Source organism: Oscillospiraceae bacterium NTUH-002-81 (genome assembly GCA_032620915.1).
GTDB lineage: Bacteria > Bacillota > Clostridia > Lachnospirales > Lachnospiraceae > JAGTTR01.
In genome coordinates this window covers 929,894-954,366 of record CP136052.1, presented here as the reverse complement: position 1 = coordinate 954,366, position 24,473 = coordinate 929,894, and the positions used below count along the sequence as shown (strand labels likewise).

Below are 24,473 nucleotides of genomic sequence, written 5' to 3'. Positions count from 1 at the left end.
GTTTCCTATTATAGGTCGGTTTCCGGCGCATCACAAGGGAAGAACCCTGAAATTTTTCTGAAGATTTCCGAAAGAATCCGTTCGCGCATATTCTTCTGCGGTCAGTTTCAATTTTCCCCACAGCTGCTCTGTTTACAGGCGAATGGCTCTGCCCAGCGTGAAGGAATAGATCCATGTCTCCTTTACCTGTTTTCCGGTGATCTGCTCCAGTGCCCTTCGATAATATTCCAGCTGAATGCCGTACCGCTCCCGAAAATCCTCCTCCCGGTACAGCCGGTCGGTCTTATAGTCCATGAGGACGATTTCCCCGTCCTCGTAAAAAAAGGCATCGATGATTCCCTGCACCAGCGTCCACTCGTCGGTGGATCCGACGGCTTCCTGTGTCGTCCGCAACGCTTTCCCGTGCAGGCTTTCCGATGAGACAGTCGATGCCACCGGGATTCCCAGCACGAAGGGCTGCTCCCGGTACAGAAGGCCCCTGCCCGGCTGCCGCCGCCATCCGCCTGCCCAGGGGACTTCCCAGCATTTTGGCAATGTCCGCCGGTTCCACCAGCGCATATTCCTCCGCCGTGTATACACCAGCCGCGATATACTGCTCCGCTGCCTGCTGCACGGCCCGGGCCTCTGGCTCCACCGTGCCAAAATCCAGCCGCTCCATGAGATGATGGTAGGCGTCTCCCCGCAGGGCTCCGGACGTTTCCTCCTGCTCCTGCAAAAACCGGGGGATCAGCGGAATAACCGTCTCTTCCTGGTAAAGCTCCTCCTGCTCCACATCCTCCAGCAGCCGCTTCTGCCGTTTCAGCTCCGATACCGACAGCTTCACCGGCAGATGTGTCTGGGCTTCCCAGGGATAAGGCGTATCCAGCAGCTCCCGCAGATGATCCCGCACCGCCCGGGCCTCCGGGGATAATGTGCTGTCAGCTGCTTCCTGCCCCAGCAGTGCTTCCCACCGTTTCGTCCGATCCTGACGGGTCAGCTCCCTTTTCACCGACTGACTGGCCAGAGAAAAGGGCTCTACCCAATATACCCGGGTTCTGGTATCCGCCCGGTAGAGTGCATGGCCAAAGGGCGGCCACAGATCAGCCTCTTTCAGCAATTCCTCACAGCACTGGTTGCGCAGCAGCGCCGGCATGATCAGATCCAGACAGCTGCCCGCAGAAAAACGGGTGGCATAGGTGATCGTCGTTGCCGGATTGCCCGCCTCCCGATACCAGGACAGAATCCGTTTTTCCCGATCCTTCACGGCACCGGTGAGAATGAGCTTCTCCTTTGCCCGGGTCATAGCCACGTAAAGCACCCGCAGCTCCTCGCCCAGCATTTCTTCCTTCATCCGCCGCTGGATGGCCTTCTTTTTCAAGGTTGGCATCCGCAGCCGTCGCACCGGATCAATGGCGTCCATGCCGATGCCGTCCTCCATATGCAGCGCCGCCATACTTCTGGCATCCATCTCGTTGAACCGTTTTCCCAGGCCGGTGACAAACACCACCGGATATTCCAGACCCTTGCTCTTATGGATGCTCTGGATCTCCACAGCATCCGGCCGCTCGGTTCCCGCATCGGCCTCCCCGTAGTCCACCTGGAAACGGATCATCCGGTCAATGTACCGGATAAAATGAAACAGCCCCTTGTAGCTGGTGCTCTCAAATACCATGGCTCGATCCGCCAGCATTGCCAGATTGGCTGTCCGCACCTCACCGCCCGGCATGGCGCTGACACAGGCGGAAAATCCGGTTTCATCCAGGATCACACCGATCAGCTGATGGATGGGCGTATAGGGCAGCATCTGCCGGTAGTGCTCCAGCATGGCATAAAAGGCCGCCGTTTTCCGGCAGAGCGCTTCCCAGTTTTTTCCCGTCCCATCTGTTCTCGACGCTTTCCGATCATTTCCCATTATGTCCGCGTCTGATACTTTCTGGCTGCTTCCTGTCGTGTCAGCTTCTGCGCAGCGCTGGCAGGCCTCATGGAAGTTACAGTCCGGGAATGCGCCGCGGATCAGTGCCAGCTCCTGTTCGTCAAAACCGCCCATGACGGACTTCATCACCGCGGTCAGCGGAATGTCCTGTCTGGGATTGTCGATGATGCGCAGCATGTTGAGCATGGTCTGGATCTCGTAGGCGTTGAAATAGCCACTGCGCAGCACAGTGCGGCAGGGGATCCCCTCTTCCTCCAGCACATCCTGATACACATCCGCCCAGCCATCCATGGCACGCATGAGAATGACCATATCAGAATAGCGGACAGGCCGCAACTGTCCGGTCTCCTTATCCGTCACCTGCAGCTGCCCCATCAGTGCCCGGATCCGGTCTGCACAGATTTTCGCTTCCAGCTCTCTCGCCGTCCGGCCATCCTCCCCTGCATCCGGCCGGTCATCCAGCAGCAGCACCTCCGTCTCCTGCTGCTGCCCGGGCGCATAGACCGCTCCCGGGTAGAGCGCCGCTGCGTCATCATAGGCAATGGCCCCCAGATCCGGCTGCATCAGCTGCCGGAACAGGAAGTTTACACTTTCCAGCACCTCCTCCCGGCTTCGGAAATTCTGCTTCAGATCAATGCGAAGGCAGCCTTCCTCCCCCGCACCATACCGGTTATACTTCTCAATGAACAGCTCCGGCCTTGCCAGCCGGAAGCTGTAGATACTCTGCTTCACATCCCCCACCATAAACAGGTTGTGCAGCCCTCTGCTTTCCCCGGAAATGCTGTTCAGCAAAATCTCCTGCACCAGGTTGCTGTCCTGATATTCATCAATGAAGATCTCCCGGTAACGGGCGGCATAGGCCCGGGCCGCATCGGTGGGCCTCCTGTCCTCCCCGCAGAAAATCTGCACAGCATCGTGCTCCAGATCAGAAAAATCCACCAGATTCTTCTCCCGCTTGGCTTCCTCATAGGCATGCAGGAAACGAAGAGTGATCCGCACGAGAACATACGATGCCCAGGTACTTTTTTGCATAATTTCCTGCATCTTTTGTTCATTCTGGGTAAAATATTTCTTTTTCAGATCATCAATGCCTGATTTCCATGTTTCCCGTAAGGATTTCACCATCTCTTTCTTGGCCTCGGAGACAGCCGGATCCTTTTTGGCGGAAAGCCGCTGGGGCGCATAGCCGGTCACCGCTTCATACAGAGCCCCATAATCTGCCGCCGCTTTCATGGCTTCCAGCGCTTCCAGATCCGATGTCACCATCGGGTCATACATCCAGGGGCCATCCGGCTCCTGGCAGATGCGAAGCGCCATCCCTGCGTAAGCTTCATAGCTTTCGATGGTTTTGTGAATGCCCGCGATCAGGGTTGCAAGCCAGTGGTTTCCCGTTCCTTCTGGGCAGTCCTGTATTCCACCGCACTGCTCCAGCCACTGCTCCGGCCACGGATAGCTCTGGGAAAAGCCATACAGCCGCAGGATCAGCTGCTCCAGCATTTTATCGTTCTGCCCGGAGGCGTAGCAGTCCGCAAATTTCAGGAAATCCTTCTCCCCTTCCTCGTAAGCTTCCTCCAGCACGTTTCCCAGCACATCCTGCTGCAGGAGCCGCAGTTCTCCATCCTCTCCCACACGGAACGACGGATCCAGATCCACCTCCTGAAAATAGTTGCGCACCACCTGGCTGCAGAAACTGTCGATGGTCATAATGGAGGAACTGTGAATGAGCGTCAGCTGCCGCAGCAGATGGCGGTCACGCGGATGCTGGCGATGTGCGTCCTCCAGCGCCTGCCGGATACGCTCCCGCATCTCATCGGCAGCCGCCCGGGTGAAGGTTACCACCAGAAGCGCGTCGATATCTGCCGGATCCTCAGGATCCATGATCAGCGATAAAATGCGCTGTGACAGCACCGCCGTCTTGCCGGAACCGGCTGCCGCGGATACGAGAATATTCTTTTTGCGGGTGTCGATGACCCGCCGCTGATCTTCTGTCCATGTTACTGCCATCACGCATCTCCTTTCCGACTAAGGATGTCTGTTTTCTGTTCCCCGGTTTCTGACGTCTGTGCCAGCTTTTCCCAGACATCGGCAGCTCCCAGCGACGGGATCCGCCGGAACTGCTCATCCGGGAGCTTGGGATCAAACCCGCAGATGCCGCCGTAAGGGCAGAAATCACAGGCGGTTTGCTCTCCCTTTTTCACAGGGCGGGCTTCCATGCTTCCCTCCATGATCTCCGTGCCGAACCGGGTCATCTGGGTTCTCACCCGGGCAAAAAGCTGCTCCATCTGGGCGGTATCCGCCGCCGATGACCGGGCGCTCAGTGCCCCCGTTTTGGTCACCCCCGCCGGGATCGCCCAGGAGCTGGCGCCGATCCGGCCATCCAGCAGATGGATGATATCGGGATCCCGGTTGACCAGCCCTTTCGTGCAGAGCGCTTTTCTCCGCTCCTCCTCCAGCTGCTCCGGCGAAATATCATCCTCCGCGTCAATGATCGGATCCTTGATCTGATAATAGAGCATGGCCGCCGGGACGATCTCTTTTCCCGCATGGGTGCGCTGCTCCATTTCCAGCGCCGCATTCATATAGACCGCCAGCTGCAGGGAAAGGCCGTGATAAACCTCCCCCACGTCAAAGGTCTTCCGCCCGGTCTTATAATCCATCACTTTCACATACATGTGACCGTCGTCCTCGTACACATCTGTCCGATCGATCCGGCCGGTGAGCCTCATCTTCGTTCCCGTCCCCAGTGTAAACGTCACCGCATCCAGATGCTCTGCCGCAGAAAACGAAATTTCAAATCCTCTGGGGGCAAACCTGCCGCACCGGATCTGCTCCGTGATGGCCCACACCGTCCGGCGGCCCATCTGCTTCATCCGGTCGATCATATACGTATTTCTGGCGGTTGAGCGCAGGATCGTGTTGCCGTATTCCTCCGCCACCTGGCTGATGCAGCGATCCATCAGCGCCGCCTGTTCCTCCGTCGGAATGTCAAACCAGGTATAGCTGCTCTTTTCCAGTTCCCCGGTATACAGCTCCAGCGCTTTGTGCAGCACATTTCCCAGATCCATGGCCGCAAAGGTATACTCCTGCCGCTCCTTTAAGCGCAGGCCATAGGAAAGGAAGTGGGCATACGCGCAGGATGCATATTTTTCCAGCCTCGTCACACTTCCCACCAGTGTTTCCCCGTACACCGCCCGGACGGCAGCCCGGTCAAGTGCCGTCCGCCGCTGCTGTCCTTTCGCCGCCTGCAGCACCCGGGCAAGCTTCCCTGCAGACACCGGTTCCTCCTGAAAATAAGCCAGAAGTCCTTCCAGCACCGGCAGATTTTCCGTCTCTTCTGCCATCCCCAGCTGTCTGGCCAGCAGCTCCAGCCCCTGCCTGCGGGAAGCAGGCGTCAGCGGCGCTGATACCGGCACACAGCCCGGATAAAGACTTCGCAGCATACCCACCAGATAGGAGGGACGGAGCACCTCCCCTTTCCGGTTCCTGCCGCTGAAGCTCACATACAGCCGCTCGGAGGGACGGCTTACGTTCAGATACAGATAGAACTGCTGGATATAGGCATTTTCCTTCCGGCTTGGCGCCAGATGCAGATGATGTCTGCCCAGGCTTTCCCGGTCAAGCTCTGACAAAATGCCGGAACGGGCGCCATTGGTCGGAATGATGCCCTCATTGACACCCACGAAAAACAGCGCTTTGATATCCTTCAGGCGGGTGCGCTCGATATCTCCCACGGTTACCTGATCTGCCCCCGGCGGGATGATCCCCACCCGGGCCTCCTCCAGACCGGCATCCAGGATTTTGGCGTAATCCTTCAGGGCAATGACCTCATCCCCCAAAAGCTCCACCAGTTTATCAAACAGTTCCATCACGATCCGGTACACCTGGGCATATTCCCGGGCCAACGCCAGCTCGCCCCTGGCCTGAAAGGACAGTTCCCGGTCTTTCAGCTGCTGCTGGATATGCAGACGGGCACACCAGCGGCACAGCCCTTCCGTCCGCTGCCGCACCGTTTTTCCGGCGCCGCTGTACGTCTCTTTCAGCTCCCGCACCTGAGAAAGCAGCTGTTCTCTGGCTGCATTGATGTCCTCCAGCTCTGCGGGATCCTCCCCCTGATAAAGAGCTTCCCAGGTTTCCTCATACCGACGATACCCCCGGATGCCCAGCGCCCGGCAGTAATTGTCCATCCGGTCGATGATGTTCTCCGGAATGCCGGTAAGGCCGGAACGAAGATACCGAAAAACACTGGGATAAGAAAAATTTTCCTCCAGCATCTCGAGCGCCGCCCGCAGAAATTCCACAAAGGGATTAGCCAGAATGTCCCGTTTATGATCGATGAAGCAGGCGATCCGGCTATCCGCAAACTGCTGCTCGATATACCCGGCATACCCTTCCATATCTCCGGTGATGACGGCGATATCCCGGAACCGGTACCCCTCCTCCCGGATGAGGCGCCAGATCTCCCCGGCCACAAACCGTACTTCCTGCCGGGGCTCCTCCGCCCGGATGAGACGCACTGCCTGCTGCTCTCCCGGGTAAACCGCCCCGTCATACCGCAGCAGATGCGCTTCCAGAAATGCCAGCGGATGGTCCGCCCCTACAAACCGGGGCATTCCCTCCCTGCCTAAAAGCAGTGGCTCCTTTATCGCAATCCCCTGCTCCCGGGCAATTCTAGTCAGCTCCCAGATGGTCTGCTTGCTCATGGCAAACAGCTCCTCCGCGTGCAGAGCGGTAAACGGATACTCCTGTGCCGGAAGGGTCACGGTCACGATCACCTCCCGGGCACAGCACATCAGCCGCTCCAGCAGCAGATACTGCACCGGCGTAAATCCGGTAAAACCGTCCAGCGCCACCACACTGTCTGCCACCATCCGGGATTTCCCGATGACATGGCTGCAGGCCTCCAGGATTTCCTCGGAAGTGATATACGTCTCTTCCTTATAAGCCTGGAAAGCCTCCTGCAGCACCTGAATATCATGCAGCTTGTCCGCCAGCACCCGGTTGTCCCCGGTCTCCTTTTGCAGCTTTTCCAGAAGCTCCGGCCCCACCCGGTACTGGGTCAGCTCTGACAGGACAGACTTCATCTCTCCCACATAGCCCATCCGCTCCAGCTTGCTCCCCAGCAGAGTCAGCTTCTCCCGGTTCTGCTGGGCCAGACGCCGGATCACCAGGCTTTTGCCCGTCTCCTCCAGCACCTTTCTGCTGCCGCCCACTTCATCAAACACATGATAGGCCAGGCGCTGAAAGCTCTGCACATCGATATTCATAATGCCGTGCGCCGGGTGGCGCGTCACCAGATCCTTCTGGGTCTGCATGGTAAACTGTTCCGGCACGAGCAGCACATACCGCTCCCGGGGATGGGCAATGGAATCCCGGATGATCTGCTGCTGCAGACAGTAAGATTTTCCCGCACCGGAACCGCCGATGATCAGCTGTAATGCCATATATTTCTATCTCCTTACTCCACACTTTTCAGTGATTCTACCATATTAATCTTCTTCAGTGTAACATGCATTCCCACATTGACAATGCCGGAAAACAAAAATGTCAGCAAAATACTGTATACAAAGCTAAGGCCTGCGATCTGCCGCCCGAACATCATCGTATCGATCTCCGCCGTCATAATGACAAACCGGTGCAGAAGCACGCCCAGTCCGGCGCCCACCCCGGCGCCGATGACCGTGAGCACCACATTTTCCCGGAATACATACCTGGACACCTCTTCCTCATAAAAGCCCAGTACCCGCAAGGTTGCCAGCTCCCGCCGCCGCTCGGTGATGTTGATATGGTTCAAGTTAAACAGAACGACAAATGCCAGGAGCCCTGCGGAAATCACCAGCACATAGATCAGCGTATCCATGCTGCGCAGCATATCCCGCACCCGCTCGCTCGTTCCGCTTAAGAAGGAAACCGCCGCCACCGCTTCCTCCTGCATATAATCGGTGCGCAGGACATCCTCAAAAGCAGCTTCCGAGGAAGTGGTGTCCAGGAAGATCTCCTGAAAATCCGGCTGGTTCCCGTAGACGGATTCATACAGCGCCGGACTCATGTACATATAATGCATAAAATAATTTTCTGTGATACCGGTGACCTTCACCGCATGTCGGCTCGTATCGTCCTCTTTCAGGAACACCGTCTGCCCCACCTGCACATGCAGCAATTTGGCCAGCTTCTCCGTAATGACAATGCCCTCCTCCGACAGGGAAATGGCCGTCCCGTCCGTCCGCTGCCGCAGGGTGATAAAATCCCCCAGCTGCTTCTGATCCGCCGGCACGATCAGGTAGGCTGACCGCTCTGTCTGTGCCGCCTCACTGCTCACATCGATCGCTTTTTCTTCCGCCCGCATCATCCCGGTGATCCGCGCATCCTGCCCCAGCTGCCCTTCCAGCTTCTCCACAGCCGCATCAGAACAATCCTTCTCCAGGGTGAGCACGGCATCATACTTTCGGATCTGTCCGAATTCCACGTCCCCGATACACACCAGCGAATCCCGAATGCCAAAGCCTACCAGCAGCAATGCCATACAGCCGCCAATGCCGAAGATTGTCATGAAAAACCGCTTTTTGTACCGCATAAGATTGCGCACCGTGGACTTCTGGCTGAAATTCAGCCGCCTCCACAGCCAGCCGACCCGCTCCAGCAACACCCTTTTTCCGGCTTTTGGCGGTTCCGGCCGCATGAGCACTGCCGGAACACTGCGAAGCTCCCGCCAGCAGGCAGACAGTGCGGCCAGCACCGTACAGGCCACTGCCAGCAAAGAAGCCAGCAGGGAATATCCTGGATTCATAGGTGTCAGCACGTCCGGCAGATTGTTATACATGATTTTATAGGCCTGAATGATTACCGCAGGAAGCAGCTTCTGGCCCACCACACAGCCCAGCATACTTCCCAGCACACTGGCCAGAAGCGCATAGCAGACATATTTTTCGGCGATATCCGTCCGCTCATATCCCAATGCCTTCATGGTTCCGATCTGCGTCCGCTGTTCCTCCACCATTCTCGTCATGGTCGTCAGGCTCACCAGCGCGGCCACCAGGAAGAAAATCACCGGAAATACCTTGCCAATGGCACCGATCCGGTCTGCGTTCTGCCCATATTCCACATAGGTTTCCAACGTATTGCGATCCAGCACATACCACTCGGGCACCTCCAGATCTTCCAATGCCTCCCGGGCATCGGCCAGCTTCTGCTCTCCGTCTGCGATATCCTTTTCCGCATTCTGGCTTTTCTCTGCAAATTTCTGCTGTCCGTCCGCCAGCTCCCGCTCTGCATCGGCCAGTTCTTCTTTGGCATCCGCAAGCTTCTTCTCCCCGTCAGACAACTCTGTTCCGGCATCCGCGAGCTTTTGCCTGCCGTCTGCCTGCTCCTGCTCCTTCTCCTCCAGCGTTGCCTTTGCCTGCCGCAGTTTCTCCAGTGCCTGGTGGATTTCATCATTTCCCTGTCTCCACTGAGCTTCTTTCTCTGCCAGGAATGTCTCCTGGGTATCCAGCTGGGCCCGCTGCTGCTGCAGTTCCCCCTGCTGTTCCAGGAGCGCCTGCCTGCTTGCCGCGATCTGATCCAGGGCTGCCTGCCTCTGCTCTTCCGGCAACTCCTGGGAGAGGATCGCCTGCTCCTGGGCATCCAGTGTCCCCAGGCCTTCCCGGATCTGCGTAAGTCCGCCGTCAATCTGCACATACCCGTTTTCCAGCTGCGTTCGCGCATCTGCCAGCTGCTGCTGGCTTTCTTTCAGCGCATCCATCCCGTCCACCGCCTGGGCAACACCGTCCTCATATTCTTTCCATCCATCCGCCAGCTGCTGCTCTCCGTCCGCCAGCTGCGTCCGGGCATCGTTCACCTTCTGCCTGCCATCTGCCAGATCCTTCTCATGGGAGGCCAGCGTATCCTTTGCGTCTGCCAGCTTCTCCTCCCCGTCTGTCAGCTCCTGTCTGGCATCCGCAAGCTTCGTCTTTGCGTCTGCGATATCCGCTTCTCCCTGGGCGAGCTTATCCTGCGCCTCTGTCTGCACCTGGGTATAGCGAAGGGCACAGCGTTCCTCTGCAATGGCCTCCAGCCGATCCTGCACCCGATCCACCACCGCATCATAGGCGTCTGTGTAGCACGTTTTTGCAGCAGCACCTTCCACCGTCACGGCGATCTGGGTATAAGCCTCCATGGTAAATGCCTCCGGCCGCAACACAAGAAACCCGTCCAGCGCCCCGTCGCCGATGGCAGTTGTCCCCCGCTCCAGTGACAGGTACAGAGGCGTTGTACCAATCCCCACCACTGTCACCTGATCCCCGGAAATCCGATCCTCCAGTAACGTATCATCCCCGGTGCTCAGCGGAATCACATCCCCCGGCTTTGTTCCGGTCATCTGGGCCAGCCGCTGATCCATCAGACATTCTGCTGTCGTTTCCGGAAGCCGCCCCTCCGTCACCGAAATCCGGTTGATCGTCTCATCCAGCGACATGAGCCGCACATTGCGTACATCACTCTCCTGCTTCCACTGTACATCACAGCTGTACTCCGGCACCGCCGACTGCACGCCTTCCACCTCACGGATAGCTTCCACATCCCCGGCTGTCATCCCCAGGTCTCCCAGCACCCGGATATCCATCAGTGCCGAATGATCATAATAAGCATCCGCACTGAGCCGCATATCCGGCTCCGTGGCCCGGATGCCGGAAAAGAACGCCACGCCCAGCGCCACAATGAGAAAAATAGAACCAAACCGGTGCGGCGTCCGGCGTATTTCCATCGTAAAATCCTTATGAAGTGCCTGTTTTTTCATAAGCCTCCTACCATTCTATCTCATCTGCACACACAGGGTGCGCATGGGTCTCCATCTGCACGGCCTTTCCATTCTTGATATGGATCACCCGGTCTGCCATGGGGGTGATGGCCTGATTATGTGTGATGACGATCACCGTCATTCCCTTTTCCCGGCACGTCTCCTGCAATAGCCGGAGAATAGCCTTTCCTGTCTGATAATCCAGGGCTCCCGTCGGCTCGTCACAGAGGAGAAGCTTTGGGTTCTTTGCCAGCGCCCGGGCAATAGCCACCCGCTGCTGTTCCCCGCCGGACAGCTGCGCCGGAAAATTATCCTTCCGTCCGGCAAGCCCCACATCTTCCAATACCTGCGCCGCATCCAACGGCTCCCGGCAGATCTGCAATGCCAGCTCTACATTTTCCAGCGCTGTCAGATTCTGGATCAGATTATAAAACTGAAATACAAAACCGATGTCATCCCGCCGATATGCCGTGAGCTGCCGTTCCTTCAGTCCGCTGATCTCCCGGCCGTCTACCCGGACACTGCCCGAAGTACATGTATCCATACCGCCCAGAATATTCAGCACCGTTGTCTTCCCGGCACCGCTGGGGCCCACGATCACCACGAACTCCCCTTTCCAAATATCAAAATCCATACCGTCCACCGCACGGATCTCCACCTCTCCCATACGGTAAATCTTCTGCACATTTTTCAGACTTACAAACGGTTCCATCGCTTCCCTCCTTCGACGGCGCTTCCTTTTCTTTTTTTTTTGCGCTAAAAAAATGTTCCTCCTCTATAAGCTCACGAACCCGCGCTTGACGCGCTCTCTACTGTCTGCTCTCGCAGACTGTTCGTTCACTAATGGCGCAAGAAAAGTAAATGCCATCTTTGATGGCGCTTCCTTTTCTTTTGCGCTCATTAAAAAAAAGAGTTCCACCCCCATGAAACTCTCTTCTCACGGATGCCATGCAATGACAAAGAATTGTTCCAATCTCTTCATTCCATGCAGAACAACCCGGAATGTCCGCGCAGTCTCCGAAAAGCTCCGCAGGCATTCCTGATGCTCTCCCTCTGTTTCTCACAGCCAATACATACATCCCTACAACCCATATATACTTGCCTCATTTGTCAACAAGTATGTTTTAATTATAACATAGTTTCCATCATTGTCAACAATTCCCATTTTTTCTTTTTTTGAATTTTTGCACAAATTTGCACAATGATCAACAGGATGGCAAGGAAAAGAAGCAGACATCCTGACAACAGCGAGCCTGTTCTCCGGCGACCGGCATCCCCTGATCCCTGTGCCGTCTCTGTCCCGCTTTTGGATACTTCTTTTTCTTTGTGAGAGAGGTTTCGTTTCTTCTGTAAAAGTGTTTTCCGCCACAGAAAATGGCCGGGTAACTCCCTCATTTCCAGCCAGATCCAGTGCTGTTATGGTGACCGTCTGCTTTTTCCCTGCGGCAGGTACCGTCAGGGCAAACCGGCCGCCGACTTTCTGAATCTCCTTCCTTTCATAGACCACTTTGTCTTTGCCGTCAATCTGAAAAGCGGCCCGCTGTACGCCGGAAAGATCTTTCATCGAAACCAGCAGGGTGCTGGCGCCCGACAGATGCTTTTCTTTTGTCTGCTCAACCGTGATCTCCGGCGCTTCCCGATCCAGAAAGAAGGCCAGCTCCTTCTGCCTGCGCGTGTCCATGGAGTTGCCCGCCTGATCGGTCGTGTGGACGCTGAGGCGGTACCCGCCGTCCCAGGCCAGCACCTCCGGACGCAGCCGATAGAGATAACTACTCCACTGCCCGGCAGCGTGCATCTGCTCTGTCACATAGTCCTGCCCCTCCTTCAGTACCCGGATCCCCGCATCACATTCCAGCAAGATTTTTCTGGAAACGATACGATTCGGATTGAATTCCCGGATCACAACGTCCGGCTTCTCGTTCACATAATATTGCTGTCCTGCCTGCAAGAGCGCCTGTCCGAACACAAACACCGAGCCAAATCGGTTCACGGTGAAATCCCAGCTTTCCTGCTGCACGTTCCCGGCCAGATCCTCTGCCCTGGCTTCCAGCCGATAACAGCCGTCCAGACGCTGCTGCAGCGGCCAGGCGCCATAGACAAAGGAATTTTCCGTTTCCTCCCACGCATATGTCCCCGGTAAATACAGCGGGCTGTCCTCCTGCCAAATCTGCCCCGGCGCATTTCCCGTGCGGTACAGGTGCACCGTCAGTCCCTGTTCCATTGCATGCAGATCAGCCGCCTGCACCCGGGGCGCTACGGTACGCTCTCCCGAAGCCGTATCTGTCTGTCCCCGGTCAAAAGAAAGCGTGGGCGGGGTGTTGTCCAGCACGAATTGCTCACTTTCATAAGGCACCGCCTGATTGCCCGCCAGATCCCGGGCCGACAGGAACAGCCGGCAGGTGCCCTCTTCTTCCAACCGAAGCCTGGCCTGCCGTGTCCTTCCGTTTCCGGCAAAGGACAGCCGCTGTACGGTCTGCACGCCGTCTTTTTCCACCACACAGGAGATGTCCTTCTCATCCGGGAAATCGTCCGTCACACAGATGCGTGCATATCTCGTCCCTCTGCAGTACCAAACACCGTCCTTTTCCCGGCCGCCTTCCGGCGGCTCCTCCCAGGTCACCGTAATCTCCGGTGCCGTCCGGTCGATGACAAAGGGTTCCGCCAGCCCGGCTTTTCCCGTATTCCCGGCCAGATCCCGGCAGACAGCCTCCACGTCATAGCTGCCTTCCTCTTCCGCCAGAACCGCCCCCTCGTATTCGTCCGCATCTGTCCTTTCGCATGACACACTCCGCCAGTATGTCCCCTGCCGGTACAGATCCACCTGACAGGGTGTTTCCGCAAAGGCTTCCCCCACCCGGATCCGGATCTTCCGGGGACTGGCATAGTATCCCCTGGTTTTACAGGGCAGCGCTTCCGCCTCCAGCTCCACCCGGGGCGCGGTTCCATCCAGACGCACTTCCTCTGCCGCAGTGCTGCGGTTTCCGGCCACATCCCACACCTGCAGCGTCCACTGGTGGATCCCCTCATAAGCCTCCGGAATGTCCACCGTCTCCTGCTGCCGTACTTTCCCCTCACAGGAAAATGTCGCCACCGGATCGCCGTCGGCCAGAAGCTGCATCTTCTCCAGTCCGCTGCCGGTGTCCGACGCCTCCAGATGCAGCCTGCCCTCCCCGGTATAGAAGCCGTTCTCCCCGGACGTGCCGCTGACAGACAGCCCCGCCAGAGGCGCCCGGGCATCCATCTGTACGACGCCCAGCTCTCTTTCTTCCTTCCAGACGTTTCCCTCCCCGTCCCGGGCCAGCGCCAACAGCGTCCACTGTCCTTCTTCTGTCAGGGAAAAGGAAATCTCCGCCCGGGCCACAGGGTTCTCTGCCGTCCAGTCTTTCACCAGCTGCCGTTCTTCTCCCTCTTTCTGCATCCAGACATGGCAGGCAGCCACCCCGCTCCACAGATCCTCCAGCAAAAGCCGCCCTTCCAGTCGCTCCCGGCACACCATGGTCTCCTGCACTTCCGCACTGACAGGCGTTCCGTCCGCCGTAAAAGCAGTGTCCAAAAAGCTGCGGTGCGCTCCAGTCCAATGTCTCCCCGGTGCTGACCGGCGAAGAGAGATTCCCGGCCAGATCCACCGTCTGAAAATCAATCTGCCAGTTTCCCTCCTCCTGTATGTTTTTCTGCCACTCCCAGACGCCTTCCTCAACCTCCTGCCAGACGCCGTCCGCGGACGGTTCCGGTTCCTCTTTTCCGTCAGGAGACGCTGCCCCGGCAAATGCTTCACCGTCAGGATCTTCCGGCTGCCCCTGCTCTTCCCCACAGCGCAGCCGGTTCAGACAGATAGCCGCCAGGGACGGGTCCCAGTGCAGCTCCCGCACCCGGATCCCCACAGACAGCGAAGCGGCTTCTCCGGCGCCTGCTTCCGCATCAGGAACTGACTGCCCACCTCTCGACGATTGTCCGCCATCCTCCGATGATCCGTTATCTGCCGGTTTTTCCCCATCTTCCGTCTGACCCGCTCCCTGCTTTGTGATCCACACCTCCGCCTCCGGCACCGTCCGGTCCAGAATAAAATTCTCACTTTCATAGAGCATTTTCTCGCTTCCGTCTTCTTTTTCCCACAGAAGACAAAACCGCCAGCTGCCTTCTGCCGGAGAAAGTACCGCCTCTGCCGCCCAGCCATCCTCCTGCGCCTCATATACAAGCGGAACCGTGGTCTCCTCTTCTCCTGCAAGCACTACCGCCTTCACTGCCTGCTCCTCCTGCATATGCACATTCAGGCAAATGGGTTCCGCCCCAAAATATGGTTCGATCTCCTCCATGGTTTTCCCGTTCAGCCACATCCCGTCCAACCAAGGAACCGGTGCTTCCGCCCGGGAGCCTGCGCCGCACTTTCCCCACAGAAAAACCATCAGCATCCCGCCCATCAGCACTCTTTTCCATCTTCTTTTATTCAAATGTGTTTCTCCCCCCTTCGTGACAGTTCCAGCAGTTCCTCCGCCGTGGCTCTGATTTCTTCCAGCTCCTGTTCTCCCTGCGCTTGTTTTCCCCGCAGCTGCCCGTCGGCAAGCCTCCGGCACAGCTTCTCCAGTATTGCAGCCACCTGATCCGTCTGCAGCTGTTCCCCCGGCAGCGCATACACGCAGCGCAGCAATTCCTTCGCTGTCACCGGCAGAAGTGCATCCTCCCGGACGGAAACCATCCAGGACAGAGCTTCCAGCGCCTCCATTGTCTCCTGTACTTCCGGCTTCTGTCCCATTTCCAGGCAGCGATAATAGATTGCCAGACACCGGTATCTCTCCTTTTCCGCTTCCCCCGCCGCACCAAGTTCCAGCCACCGACAGCTCTCTTTTCTGGCAGAAACGCCCGTCTCCTGCCGCCAGAGTCTTTGCCCCAGTTCCAGGCAAAACGCCTTGTCCTTCTCCAGCACATCTGCTGCTGTGCTTCCCGGCCACGGTGGCTGTTCCAGCAGCCTGTACAGCTGATCTTCCCTGTCTGCATCAAACTCCCCGGCAACGCAGTCCATGATGTCCTGTTCCCATCGGTTCACCGTCCACTGTCTAACACCGGCCCCCGTAAGCAGGAACACGGCAACTGCGGTCAGCAGCAGGCCCATTCCCTTTTTCCCGGAAAGGCACGGCAAAAAGCAATCCGGCACACATCGACACAGCGCCCGGCGAAATGCCTCCATGGAAGGATATCGATCCTTCGGATCTGGTGCGAGCGCCCGTTCCACCACCGCCTGCAGCCGTTTGCTTCTGTGCGGATTGGCCGCCGCATAGAACAGCGTTGCCGCTAGCCCGTACACATCCGCCGCTGCTGTCACGGTCTGCCCGGCCAGGCGCTGCTCCGGTGCTGCAAACCCTTCCGTCCCCATGCCGGTGGCCCGCAGGTTACCGTCTTCGTCTGCCTCCCTGGCGCACCCAAAATCCACAAGAGCCCCAAACCGGATGACCGGCGCTGCCTTTCCTCTTACAGGCTTCAGCAAAATGTTGGAGGGCTTCAGATCCAGATAAAAAATCGGAGGCTTCTGCCCATGCAGCTTTTGAAGCAGCCCGGCCAGACGAATGCCCAGGCACAGTGTCTCCCACAGCCCCAGGCCGCCGTCCTCCTGTACCCTCTGCTCCAGCGTTTTTCCCGGGCGCCATTCCATGATGAGCACGCACTGTCCCTCCCAGACAAAGCACTCCTCCAGCGTTGGGACAGCGCGATCCTTTATCCGGCGCAAAAGCGCCCCTTCCCGCTGGCCGTCCGTAAAAGGCATACCGGCATGTATGACCTTCGCCGCAAACAGCTTCTGATCCCTCCGGCGGCGCACCAAAAACACCTGCGCAGTGCCGCCTTTCCCGCACATGTCAAGTACCTCGTAACGGCCCGCTATGATTCTTTCGGGCATACTTACTCCTGTCACTATTTATTTGTTTGTTGTGGAAGTAATCTGCGGAGAACCCGCAAATGAGATGACATGATTATATCATCTGCCCAAGCGCTTGTCAAATGCTGTCTTTGAGGCTATACTTCATATATGTTACCGTTCACTTGTATGTTCCTGCGGACAGATCTTATGATCCCATAAAAATTTATCTGCAGGAATATCCCCATTTTCAGGAGGATTTTCTATGGAAATCGAACGCAAATATCTGATTCGGCAGCTGCCCTTTTCCCCCGAATCCTACCCCTTCCATCTGATCCAGCAGGCGTACCTGAATACAGATCCGGTGATCCGCATCCGTCGGGAAGACAACTCCTATTATCTCACTTATAAATCCAAAGGCCTTATGGTACGGGAAGAATACAACCTGCCTCTCACCGCGGAAGCCTACGAGCACCTGCTCCCCAAAGCAGACGGGAATCTGATCAGCAAAAAGCGCTATCTCATTCCCCTTTCCGATGGTCTGACCGCAGAACTAGATGTCTTCGATGCCCCCTTTGATCCACTCTGCCTGGCCGAGGTGGAGTTCCCGGACGAGACGGCTGCCCGGCGCTTCACGCCTCCCGACTGGTTCGGGCAGGAAGTGACATTTTCCACGGCGTATCACAACAGTACTTTAAGCAGGCTTCCCCGGGAATCTCTTGTCGATAAATCTTTTTTGTTGTCGAATTCGACAACGTTATAGTTTTGCGTAGTATTCCCCTTTCTTGCTACAATAAACAGTAGCAGGAAGGAGGCCGTGTCATTTGGTCAAAAATTTGAAAACACTGCGTGAAGACCGCCAGCTCAGTCAGCAAAAGCTTGGTGAACAGATCGGTGTCACGCAGCAGGCGATTTATAAATATGAAAATGATCTGGCCGAGCCCGATATCCGGACATTGATCTTATTGTCCCGCTTTTTCGAAACTTCTGTGGATTATCTCATCGGAAATTCAGACAATCCCAGAAAATACGAGCAGCTGAATCCATGCGATCTGAATCTATCGGAGCAGTCGCATATAGACACCTATCGGAAGACGCCGCCATCTGTGCGTCTGATCATTGATGCCTTTATGCATGCGTATCTGAACAAATAACAATCAGCGAAAAAGCCGTACTTAGGATCGGGGGGACGGCCATGCAGCATCCCTGTATGGCCGTTTACTCTGCAGACATCGTCTCTGCCACGGATTCTATCCCGTCTCTTTCAATCTTTGCAAGAAGCACATCCAGCATCTGCTGCGGCGTCAGCCCGCCTTCCGGCACGACAACATGCACAGCATTCTTCTCCAGCTGCCTGCCTCTGACCACGATCAGCTCCCAGCATTTCCGAACCTGTTCTCTTATCGCCTCATCTGTATCATGCGCGTGATTCACTACAAAATCTACCATTTCCTTTTCCGTCATATCATTTCCTCCTTCACATCATTTCGTTGCTTTTACCTGTATTTCAGCTACTTTTCGTTGCCTCCCAAGATATTTTTCTCCCCGGTTGCTATAATGTGGGAGGATACATTCTGACAAAAGCGGATATGCTTTAAGATAAACTGTCGACAGGGAGGTGAGCTCTTGGATAATGAAGTTCTGGGATCACAGCTGGTAAAATACCGTAAGCTGTATCATTACACGCAGGAAGACATTGCAAAATATCTGAATATTCAGCGGCAAACCTATTCCAATTATGAACGTGGAACCCGAACTCCGGATCTGAAAACGCTCAGAGCCCTGGCGAAACTGTACCGCATCAGACTGGATGATCTCGTGAATGATCACTCTGACATTGCAAGAGACGCCACTTCTGATTATCTTCAAAAGAGCGCACAGGAGAGCGGCAAGAAGCGTTCCTGCACACAGATGGATCTGGATTATCTGAACATCTATTTCGATCTTCCTGAGCAGCTGCGCTCTGATGCCCGGCTCCATCTTGAATTCCTGCAATTCAAGGCAAAAGGCATTCTCTAATTCCATAGTATAACTACTTCCCGCTGTAGTCAACGACAACCGTTCGGCTTTATGTGTCATTATTCGACGTTTTTCATCGCAGTAAAATCGTGTTAAGTAAATAGTGCGAATCATGATATAATGCGCGTAGGGAAAAACAAGCGGCTGCGTGAGCAGACATTTGTTTTTCACAAGCCATTAACGAAGGTTCCGCCTGCGATAGCAGGCAGTAGAGCGCGATAGCGCGTGGAACCTGAGTGGCTGTGCGGGTTCATGATATAATGAGCGCAAAAGAAAAGGAAGCGACGTCGACAGACGGCATTTCCTTTTCTTGTGTCGTTATCGAACGAACGGAGGTATTATGGACAATCTTTCTGTCACCGACTGGTGTCATCATTTTCTTTCCCTGCAAATTTCTCCCGGTGACCTGTGTATCGATGCAACCACAGGCAACGGCCACGACACGGCATTTCTCGCCTCTCTCGTCGGTGCTGACGGTCAGGTCATCGGATTCGATATTCAGCAAAGCGCCCTGGACGCTGCCGGGAAGCTTCTGCGTGCGCAGGGGCTCATCGACCGGGTGCGTCTTATTCTGGACAGTCACGAACACATAGACCAGTACGCCATACCCGGCACAGTCAGCTGCATCACCTTCAACCTGGGATATCTGCCCGGCGGCAGACATGCCATCGCCACCAAAGCTGCTACGACCCTGCCTGCCATCGCAGCAGGGCTTCCTCTGCTGAAAAAGGGCGGCCTCATGACCATCTGCGTTTATCAGGGCGGTGATACCGGCTTTGAGGAGCACGATGCGGTGCTCCGCTATCTTTCCACCCTGGATCCCAAAACGTATCTGGTCATCGCTTCCACCTACCTGAACCGGCCCAATCACCCACCCAAACCAGTGCTGGTCATTCGGCTGAAATAATACTGATTCGACAAAATTAGACATTGCATTTTCTAAAATAAGCGCCTATACTGATTTCACAGACAGAGAACACAGGAGGTGTTATTTATGGCCGAATCGAGTATTACACATAACTTTGTCATTTCTGATCCAGAAGCCGTTGAGCGTTTTGTGAATGCTCTTGAACAGTCTGCGCTTGATCCTCGTCCCAAGAGCGATGTTCCTTATTTGGAGCTGAAAGATCCGGTGGAAATCGCAGCCCGTATGAAAAGGTGGAAAATAAATCACAACCGCTAACCATTATGTTGTGAACATTCGGGAATATTTGAGCCATGCGCATACTGAAAATAATCTGTGCATGCTGCTTTCCGAATTCTCCTGTCCACAGAATCCTCAGGTAGAATATTTTCTGCGACATCACGCGATAGAATTTACCAAAAAGGACCAGTCGGTCACATATCTGGTCTTTGATATTTCCGATGATTCTCTGGCAGGCTATTTTTCTCTGGCGATCAAGCCTATTTCGGTTCTTTTAGCAAATATCAGTAAGACGACAGCCAAAAAACTGTCCCGTACAAGTATTCTTGATAAAGATGCGCAAAGTTATGTCACTTCCGCCTATCTGATCGCACAGCTAGGCAAAAATTATTCCTTACCAAAGGAAAAACAAATCTCAGGATCTGTGCTTCTTGACCTTGCTCTGGACACAGTTTCAAATCTGCAATATTCTATCGGTGGTGTTATGGAATTTCTGGAATGCGAAGACAATCCTTTTCTTCTGCAATTCTACAAAGAAAACCATTTCAAACCTTTCGATCGACGACTCACCCTTCCGTTTTCCGGAAAAGGACCGCATATCCTGCATCAGCTGTTAAAATTCATTTAGCCTTATTTCGCTGTCTGTATGAAAGCAGAAAAAGTGGAACCTCTGTCTCCACACGAAGCAAAGGTTCCACTTTCTATCTGCTTTTATCTGTTTTCTGTTATTCTGATCGTGATATGAATTCTTTCCACACGCATTTACTGCTCTGTGATCTCTGAGCGCAGTCCCGCATCGATGAAGTCACAGTATTTGCAGAAATCATAGTGGTGCCGTCCATGGCGGATCTTCTCCCGCAGATCCCGGTATTTCTCATTGTTCCAGGCTTCCTGCAGGGTTGTCTCGTTCAGGTTCGCCAGCTCCGTCACCTCATAGTTGTCGCAGCAGCAGATGCCCATTCTTCCGTCGGGCACGATCCACATGTCGGTGTAAGGCATGAGGCAGGTCTGCTTGATGACCTTCTGGGAGCCCTGCTTGTTGGGGGCACTGCCCGCACGGTTCGTCAGCACCTCCTGGAGATAGCGCATCTGGATCTTGATATCCACATCCTTAAACTTCTCTTCGTTGTTTTTCACATAATCATAGATTTCCTGGATGTTGTCATACAGCTTCATATCCATGCAGTAATTGTTGATGATCAGCTCATTGACATAGGGACAGATCTCTTCCAGCTTCTCGATATTTAAAAGGATGCCGTTGGTGGACAGGAAAATATGCACATCCGGCAGCTGTTCTCTGGCAAACTTGTGCCACTCCACGATTCTCGTATCCAGGAAGGGCTCGTTATTTCCGTAAAGGGTCAGGCGGCCTTTGTAGCCCCACTCTTTGAGCTGGATGATGATGCTCTTGAACAGTTCCTCATCCATCTTTTTGAACGGGCGCTTCTCCGCATTCCGGTTCGCCGTGCAGAATGCACAGGTATTGTTGCAGCGATTGATGGTCTCCAGGTTCACAACCTTCGGATACGGAGTCTTCTCCTGACTCATAAACCAGTCAATATACTTCTGCTGTCCCCTTCCCCGGGTCATATACTGAAGCGTCAGATATCCTGTACTTGCAAGCTTGGGCAGGTACTTTCTCATATTCCAGCCAAAACGGCCTGCATAATTGTTAATTCTGATCGGCATCGGATTTCCTCCTTGTATTTCGTAAAAAAGTCCAAGACTGTTTTCTTTCGTCTCGGACTTATCATGCGGATAACAGGAATCGAACCTGCACCCTCTCGGACCAGAACCTAAATCTGGCGCGTCTGCCAATTCCGCCATATCCGCTGATCTCTGCCAAAACAGCCCGAAGGCATGTCCTGCATCAATGATCCGCACAGCCTGATGCTGTGAAAAACTGGGCCAGCGGGATTCGAACCCACGAATGTAGGAGTCAAAGTCCTATGCCTTACCGCTTGGCGATGGCCCAATCCTGTCATTTCCTATCCTATCATACAAAAAAAGCAGCCGGAGTATTCCGACTGCTTCGGGTGGATACAGGGATTCGAACCCTGGGCCTCCAGAGCCACAATCTGGCGCGCTAACCAGCTGCGCTATACCCACCATATCTGCCGGGCGAACCAGGCAAAAACGTGCTCGAAGGGATTCGAACCCCCGACCCACGGCTTAGAAGGCCGTTGCTCTATCCAACTGAGCTACGAACACGTATCTTAGCTGCATATGATTCATATGCAAAGCGGGTGATGGGAATCGAACCCACGTGTCCAGCTTGGAAGGCTGGTGTTCTACCATTGAACTACACCCGCATAACAGTCATCGGGGTGACAGGATTCGAACCTGCGACCTCCTGGTCCCAAACCAGGCGCTCTAGCCAAGCTGAGCCACACCCCGCTTCACCAGCGCCAATGACCTGACGCAAAATATATTATATATAGAAAGTCCTATATTGTCAACACATTTTTTCAAAAAAATTAAACTTTTTCTTATTATAAATAATTGATGGTAAAATGCGCGTCCCCGAACCGGTCCAGCTCCATCATGACAAAACTGGGACGGTGCCCTTCCTGCCGGGGATAGGAAATGCTGCCCGGGTTCACGGCGATCACATCGTCGGTATAGTCGATGACCGGCCGGTGGGTGTGCCCGAACAGCACGATCTGTGCGCCCCGGGCTCTGGCCTCCTGCTTGAGTGTCTCCGTCCCTGCGGAAACATAATAATAATGTCCATGGGTCATAAACACCTTATATTTTCCGATCATGATCTCCCGTTCTTTGGGCAGATCCGAGAAAAAATCATTGTTCCCGGACACGATATAGGTGGGACATCCCGCCGCAGCCTCTATGTAGTCGGCATTGCCTTCCACATCCCCCAGATGCAGCAGCATGTCCACGGGCCCTACCCGATCCAGTGCGATGTCAAAATTTCTCAGCCTCTTATGTGTGTCACTGACAATCAGAATTTTCATTCGCTTCCAGCCTCCGTTTATCGGATTCTCTTTCTTAACTCCTCTTCCATCTGGCGAAGGGCGCGGCCTCTGTGGCTCAGCGCATTCTTCTCCTCCGGGGAAAGCTCTGCCGTACTTTTCTTATATTCCGGCAGATAAAAAATCGGATCATAGCCGAAGCCGTTCTCGCCCCGCTCCTCGTATCCGATGATACCCTCGATGGTTCCCCGGGTGGTGAGTACCTCCCCGTCCGGGAATGCCGCCGCGATGGCGCACACGAACCGCGCTGTCCGCTGCTCATCCGGCACACCTGCCAAGCGGCTGATGAGATTGGCATTTTTCACCGAATAAGGCGTATCCTCCCCCATATAACGGGCAGAATAGATGCCCGGCTCTTTGTTCAGATAATCAATCTCCAGACCGGAGTCATCCGCCAGTACCAGGGCTCCGGTGAGCTTCTGTACCGCCACAGCCTTGATCTTCGCATTTTCCTCAAAGGTGGTGCCGTCCTCCACGATATCCGCCTGCACGCCGGCCTCCTTCATGGACAGCACCGGCAGCCCCAGATCCTTCAAGATCATGCGGACCTCCTTCATCTTTCCTTCATTTCCCGTGGCAAATATAATTTTATCGATCATACTGTTTTCTCTCCTTCTCGTCTGCACTGCGGCGGGGCGGCTTGGGCCCCATAAACTGATAAAAATAGGTTTTCATCATGCCATTGTAAATCTTACGGTTCTTATCTGCCTTGCGGCCAATGTATTTTTCCGCATCCTCGTAGGCTGTGATCATGTACATGGACCAGGCATCCAGGCGGTTGTACGCCTCCCCGATCTCCCGGTACAGCTCCGGCAGATCCTTCTTCTCCTCCAGCCGTTCCCCGTAGGGCGGATTCGTGATGATAAAGCCATATTTTTTCGGGTGGTTCAGATCCTTCACTGCCCGCTGCTGAAAATGGATCAAGTGATCCACACCGGCCTCCCTGGCATTTTCCCGGGCAGCTTTCACGATGGCACCATCAATGTCATATCCCTGAATGTCCGTCTCCACGTCTGTGCACACCAGGTCAGCCGCCTCGTCTGCCGCCTCATACCAGTATTTTCTGCGGATCAGGTTTGTCCAGTCCTCCGCCAGGAAGGAACGGTTCATGCCCGGCGCCATATTGGCCGCGATCATGGCCGCCTCAATGGGAAACGTGCCGCTGCCGCAGAAGGGATCCACCAGGATCCGGTCTTTTTTCCAGGGTGTCAGCAGGATCAACGCCGCCGCCAGTGTCTCCGTGATGGGTGCCTTGCTGGTGAGCTGCCGGTAGCCCCGCTTATGTAAGGAATCTCCCGTGGTGTCCAGCGCAATGGTCACCCGGTCCTTCATCAAAAATACCCGCAGAGGATAGGCATTCCCATCTTCCGCAAACCACTCCTTGCGGTAGGTCTGCTTGAGCCGCTCCACAATGGCCTTCTTGATAATGGACTGAATGTCCGAAGGGCTGAACAGGGCACTTTTCACCGAGTTGGCCTTGGCTACCCAGAATTTGGCATTCTCCGGCAGATAGTCCTCCCAGGGAACGGCTTTCGTCCGCTCAAACAGCTCGTCAAAGGTCACCGCCTCAAACTCCGCCACCTTCCAGAGTACCCGCTGGGCAGTCCGCAGAAACATGTTGGCCCGGCAGACGGCCGCCGCATCCCCATAGAAGGAAACACGGCCGTCCTCTACCTGACTGATCTCGTATCCCAAATCTGTAATTTCTTTTTTCAGAACGGCTTCCAGTCCGAAATGACAGGGCGCCGTAAATTCCATCCGATCCATATTTTTTGTATTCTCTCCATATTTTCTCT

General features: G+C 55.1%; 18 protein-coding genes and 6 tRNA genes. 6 read left to right on the top strand and 18 right to left on the bottom strand.

The window, feature by feature from the left end:
• Positions 1–132: 132 nt before the first annotated feature.
• The 7 genes from RJD28_04605 to RJD28_04575 all read right to left on the bottom strand — a co-directional run bounded on the left by RJD28_04605 (position 133) and on the right by RJD28_04575 (position 16,566).
• Positions 133–294, bottom strand: coding sequence for a hypothetical protein (locus RJD28_04605; GenBank protein WNV58801.1), 162 nt, complete (start codon positions 292–294; stop codon positions 133–135).
• Positions 284–3,916, bottom strand: coding sequence for a helicase-exonuclease AddAB subunit AddA (addA, locus tag RJD28_04600; GenBank protein WNV58800.1), 3,633 nt, complete (start codon positions 3,914–3,916; stop codon positions 284–286). Before addA ends, RJD28_04605 begins: the two co-directional genes overlap by 11 nt.
• A complete protein-coding gene (locus RJD28_04595; protein ID WNV58799.1) occupies positions 3,916–7,353 on the bottom strand; it encodes a PD-(D/E)XK nuclease family protein in 3,438 nt (1,145 codons plus the stop codon). The genes addA and RJD28_04595 overlap by 1 nt, the downstream gene beginning before the upstream one ends.
• 14 nt (positions 7,354–7,367) lie before the next feature.
• Positions 7,368–10,679, bottom strand: coding sequence for an FtsX-like permease family protein (locus RJD28_04590; GenBank protein ID WNV58798.1), 3,312 nt, complete (start codon positions 10,677–10,679; stop codon positions 7,368–7,370).
• Between the two features lie 7 nt (positions 10,680–10,686).
• On the bottom strand, positions 10,687–11,391 hold the full coding sequence (locus tag RJD28_04585; protein WNV58797.1) for an ABC transporter ATP-binding protein: 705 nt from the start codon (positions 11,389–11,391) through the stop codon (positions 10,687–10,689).
• Positions 11,392–11,760: 369 nt separating this feature from the next.
• Positions 11,761–14,142 (bottom strand): hypothetical protein, encoded by a 2,382-nt coding sequence (locus RJD28_04580; protein WNV58796.1) that lies wholly within the window; start codon positions 14,140–14,142, stop codon positions 11,761–11,763.
• A 981-nt stretch (positions 14,143–15,123) separates the two neighbouring features.
• Positions 15,124–16,566, bottom strand: a complete 1,443-nt coding sequence (locus RJD28_04575) for a serine/threonine-protein kinase (GenBank protein ID WNV58795.1) — start codon at positions 16,564–16,566, stop codon at positions 15,124–15,126.
• A 223-nt stretch (positions 16,567–16,789) separates the two neighbouring features.
• Between RJD28_04575 and RJD28_04570 the strand changes: the two genes are divergently transcribed.
• Positions 16,790–17,287 (top strand): CYTH domain-containing protein, encoded by a 498-nt coding sequence (locus tag RJD28_04570; GenBank protein WNV58794.1) that lies wholly within the window; start codon positions 16,790–16,792, stop codon positions 17,285–17,287.
• Positions 17,288–17,348: 61 nt separating this feature from the next.
• Positions 17,349–17,678, top strand: a complete 330-nt coding sequence (locus RJD28_04565) for a helix-turn-helix transcriptional regulator (protein ID WNV58793.1) — start codon at positions 17,349–17,351, stop codon at positions 17,676–17,678.
• Positions 17,679–17,742: 64 nt separating this feature from the next.
• Here the strand turns inward: RJD28_04565 and RJD28_04560 are convergent, their stop codons facing one another.
• Positions 17,743–17,988 carry a hypothetical protein gene (locus tag RJD28_04560; GenBank protein ID WNV58792.1) on the bottom strand — a complete coding sequence of 82 codons (246 nt, stop codon included), beginning with the start codon at positions 17,986–17,988 and terminating at the stop codon, positions 17,743–17,745.
• A 162-nt stretch (positions 17,989–18,150) separates the two neighbouring features.
• Here RJD28_04560 and RJD28_04555 point away from each other — a divergent pair, with 162 nt between their 5' ends.
• From RJD28_04555 to RJD28_04540, 4 genes are all read left to right on the top strand, one after another.
• The gene (locus RJD28_04555) at positions 18,151–18,543 is read left to right on the top strand and encodes a helix-turn-helix transcriptional regulator (GenBank protein WNV58791.1); all 393 of its coding nucleotides are present in this window, start codon (positions 18,151–18,153) and stop codon (positions 18,541–18,543) included.
• Between the two features lie 340 nt (positions 18,544–18,883).
• Positions 18,884–19,450, top strand: coding sequence for a class I SAM-dependent methyltransferase (locus RJD28_04550; GenBank protein WNV58790.1), 567 nt, complete (start codon positions 18,884–18,886; stop codon positions 19,448–19,450).
• Positions 19,451–19,537: 87 nt separating this feature from the next.
• On the top strand, positions 19,538–19,726 hold the full coding sequence (locus RJD28_04545) for a hypothetical protein (GenBank protein ID WNV58789.1): 189 nt from the start codon (positions 19,538–19,540) through the stop codon (positions 19,724–19,726).
• Between the two features lie 61 nt (positions 19,727–19,787).
• Positions 19,788–20,315 (top strand): GNAT family acetyltransferase, encoded by a 528-nt coding sequence (locus RJD28_04540; GenBank protein WNV58788.1) that lies wholly within the window; start codon positions 19,788–19,790, stop codon positions 20,313–20,315.
• Positions 20,316–20,449: 134 nt separating this feature from the next.
• Here RJD28_04540 and RJD28_04535 read toward each other — a convergent pair whose 3' ends face one another.
• The 10 genes from RJD28_04535 to RJD28_04490 form a co-directional block, all read right to left on the bottom strand.
• Complete coding sequence (locus RJD28_04535) at positions 20,450–21,376, bottom strand: radical SAM protein (protein ID WNV58787.1); 927 nt, start codon at positions 21,374–21,376, stop codon at positions 20,450–20,452.
• A 64-nt stretch (positions 21,377–21,440) separates the two neighbouring features.
• A tRNA-Leu gene (locus tag RJD28_04530) sits at positions 21,441–21,520 on the bottom strand.
• A 70-nt stretch (positions 21,521–21,590) separates the two neighbouring features.
• Positions 21,591–21,662 (bottom strand) — tRNA-Gln (locus RJD28_04525).
• Between the two features lie 60 nt (positions 21,663–21,722).
• Positions 21,723–21,796, bottom strand: a tRNA-His gene (locus RJD28_04520).
• Between the two features lie 28 nt (positions 21,797–21,824).
• Positions 21,825–21,898 (bottom strand) — tRNA-Arg (locus tag RJD28_04515).
• A 30-nt stretch (positions 21,899–21,928) separates the two neighbouring features.
• Positions 21,929–21,999 (bottom strand) — tRNA-Gly (locus RJD28_04510).
• Between the two features lie 10 nt (positions 22,000–22,009).
• Positions 22,010–22,084: transfer RNA gene (locus RJD28_04505), tRNA-Pro, on the bottom strand.
• Positions 22,085–22,179: 95 nt separating this feature from the next.
• Complete coding sequence (locus RJD28_04500; protein ID WNV58786.1) at positions 22,180–22,659, bottom strand: metallophosphoesterase; 480 nt, start codon at positions 22,657–22,659, stop codon at positions 22,180–22,182.
• Between the two features lie 17 nt (positions 22,660–22,676).
• Complete coding sequence (locus RJD28_04495) at positions 22,677–23,276, bottom strand: XTP/dITP diphosphatase (protein ID WNV58785.1); 600 nt, start codon at positions 23,274–23,276, stop codon at positions 22,677–22,679.
• Positions 23,266–24,444, bottom strand: coding sequence for a class I SAM-dependent RNA methyltransferase (locus RJD28_04490; GenBank protein ID WNV58784.1), 1,179 nt, complete (start codon positions 24,442–24,444; stop codon positions 23,266–23,268). The genes RJD28_04495 and RJD28_04490 overlap by 11 nt, the downstream gene beginning before the upstream one ends.
• Positions 24,445–24,473: the final 29 nt, after the last annotated feature.

What these genes read in the sequence shown, in the direction of transcription:
- RJD28_04605 (WNV58801.1), bottom strand. Translation starts at nt 294, where the DNA reads ATGGACTATAAGACCGACCGGCTGTACCGGGAGGAGGATTTTCGGGAG.
- addA (WNV58800.1), bottom strand. Translation starts at nt 3,916, where the DNA reads ATGGCAGTAACATGGACAGAAGATCAGCGGCGGGTCATCGACACCCGC.
- RJD28_04595 (WNV58799.1), bottom strand. Translation starts at nt 7,353, where the DNA reads ATGGCATTACAGCTGATCATCGGCGGTTCCGGTGCGGGAAAATCTTAC.
- RJD28_04590 (WNV58798.1), bottom strand. Translation starts at nt 10,679, where the DNA reads ATGAAAAAACAGGCACTTCATAAGGATTTTACGATGGAAATACGCCGG.
- RJD28_04585 (WNV58797.1), bottom strand. Translation starts at nt 11,391, where the DNA reads ATGGAACCGTTTGTAAGTCTGAAAAATGTGCAGAAGATTTACCGTATG.
- RJD28_04575 (WNV58795.1), bottom strand. Translation starts at nt 16,566, where the DNA reads ATGCCCGAAAGAATCATAGCGGGCCGTTACGAGGTACTTGACATGTGC.
- RJD28_04570 (WNV58794.1), top strand. Translation starts at nt 16,790, where the DNA reads ATGGAAATCGAACGCAAATATCTGATTCGGCAGCTGCCCTTTTCCCCC.
- RJD28_04560 (WNV58792.1), bottom strand. Translation starts at nt 17,988, where the DNA reads ATGACGGAAAAGGAAATGGTAGATTTTGTAGTGAATCACGCGCATGAT.
- RJD28_04550 (WNV58790.1), top strand. Translation starts at nt 18,884, where the DNA reads ATGGACAATCTTTCTGTCACCGACTGGTGTCATCATTTTCTTTCCCTG.
- RJD28_04545 (WNV58789.1), top strand. Translation starts at nt 19,538, where the DNA reads ATGGCCGAATCGAGTATTACACATAACTTTGTCATTTCTGATCCAGAA.
- RJD28_04540 (WNV58788.1), top strand. Translation starts at nt 19,788, where the DNA reads ATGCTGCTTTCCGAATTCTCCTGTCCACAGAATCCTCAGGTAGAATAT.
- RJD28_04535 (WNV58787.1), bottom strand. Translation starts at nt 21,376, where the DNA reads ATGCCGATCAGAATTAACAATTATGCAGGCCGTTTTGGCTGGAATATG.
- RJD28_04500 (WNV58786.1), bottom strand. Translation starts at nt 22,659, where the DNA reads ATGAAAATTCTGATTGTCAGTGACACACATAAGAGGCTGAGAAATTTT.
- RJD28_04495 (WNV58785.1), bottom strand. Translation starts at nt 23,276, where the DNA reads ATGATCGATAAAATTATATTTGCCACGGGAAATGAAGGAAAGATGAAG.
- RJD28_04490 (WNV58784.1), bottom strand. Translation starts at nt 24,444, where the DNA reads ATGGATCGGATGGAATTTACGGCGCCCTGTCATTTCGGACTGGAAGCC.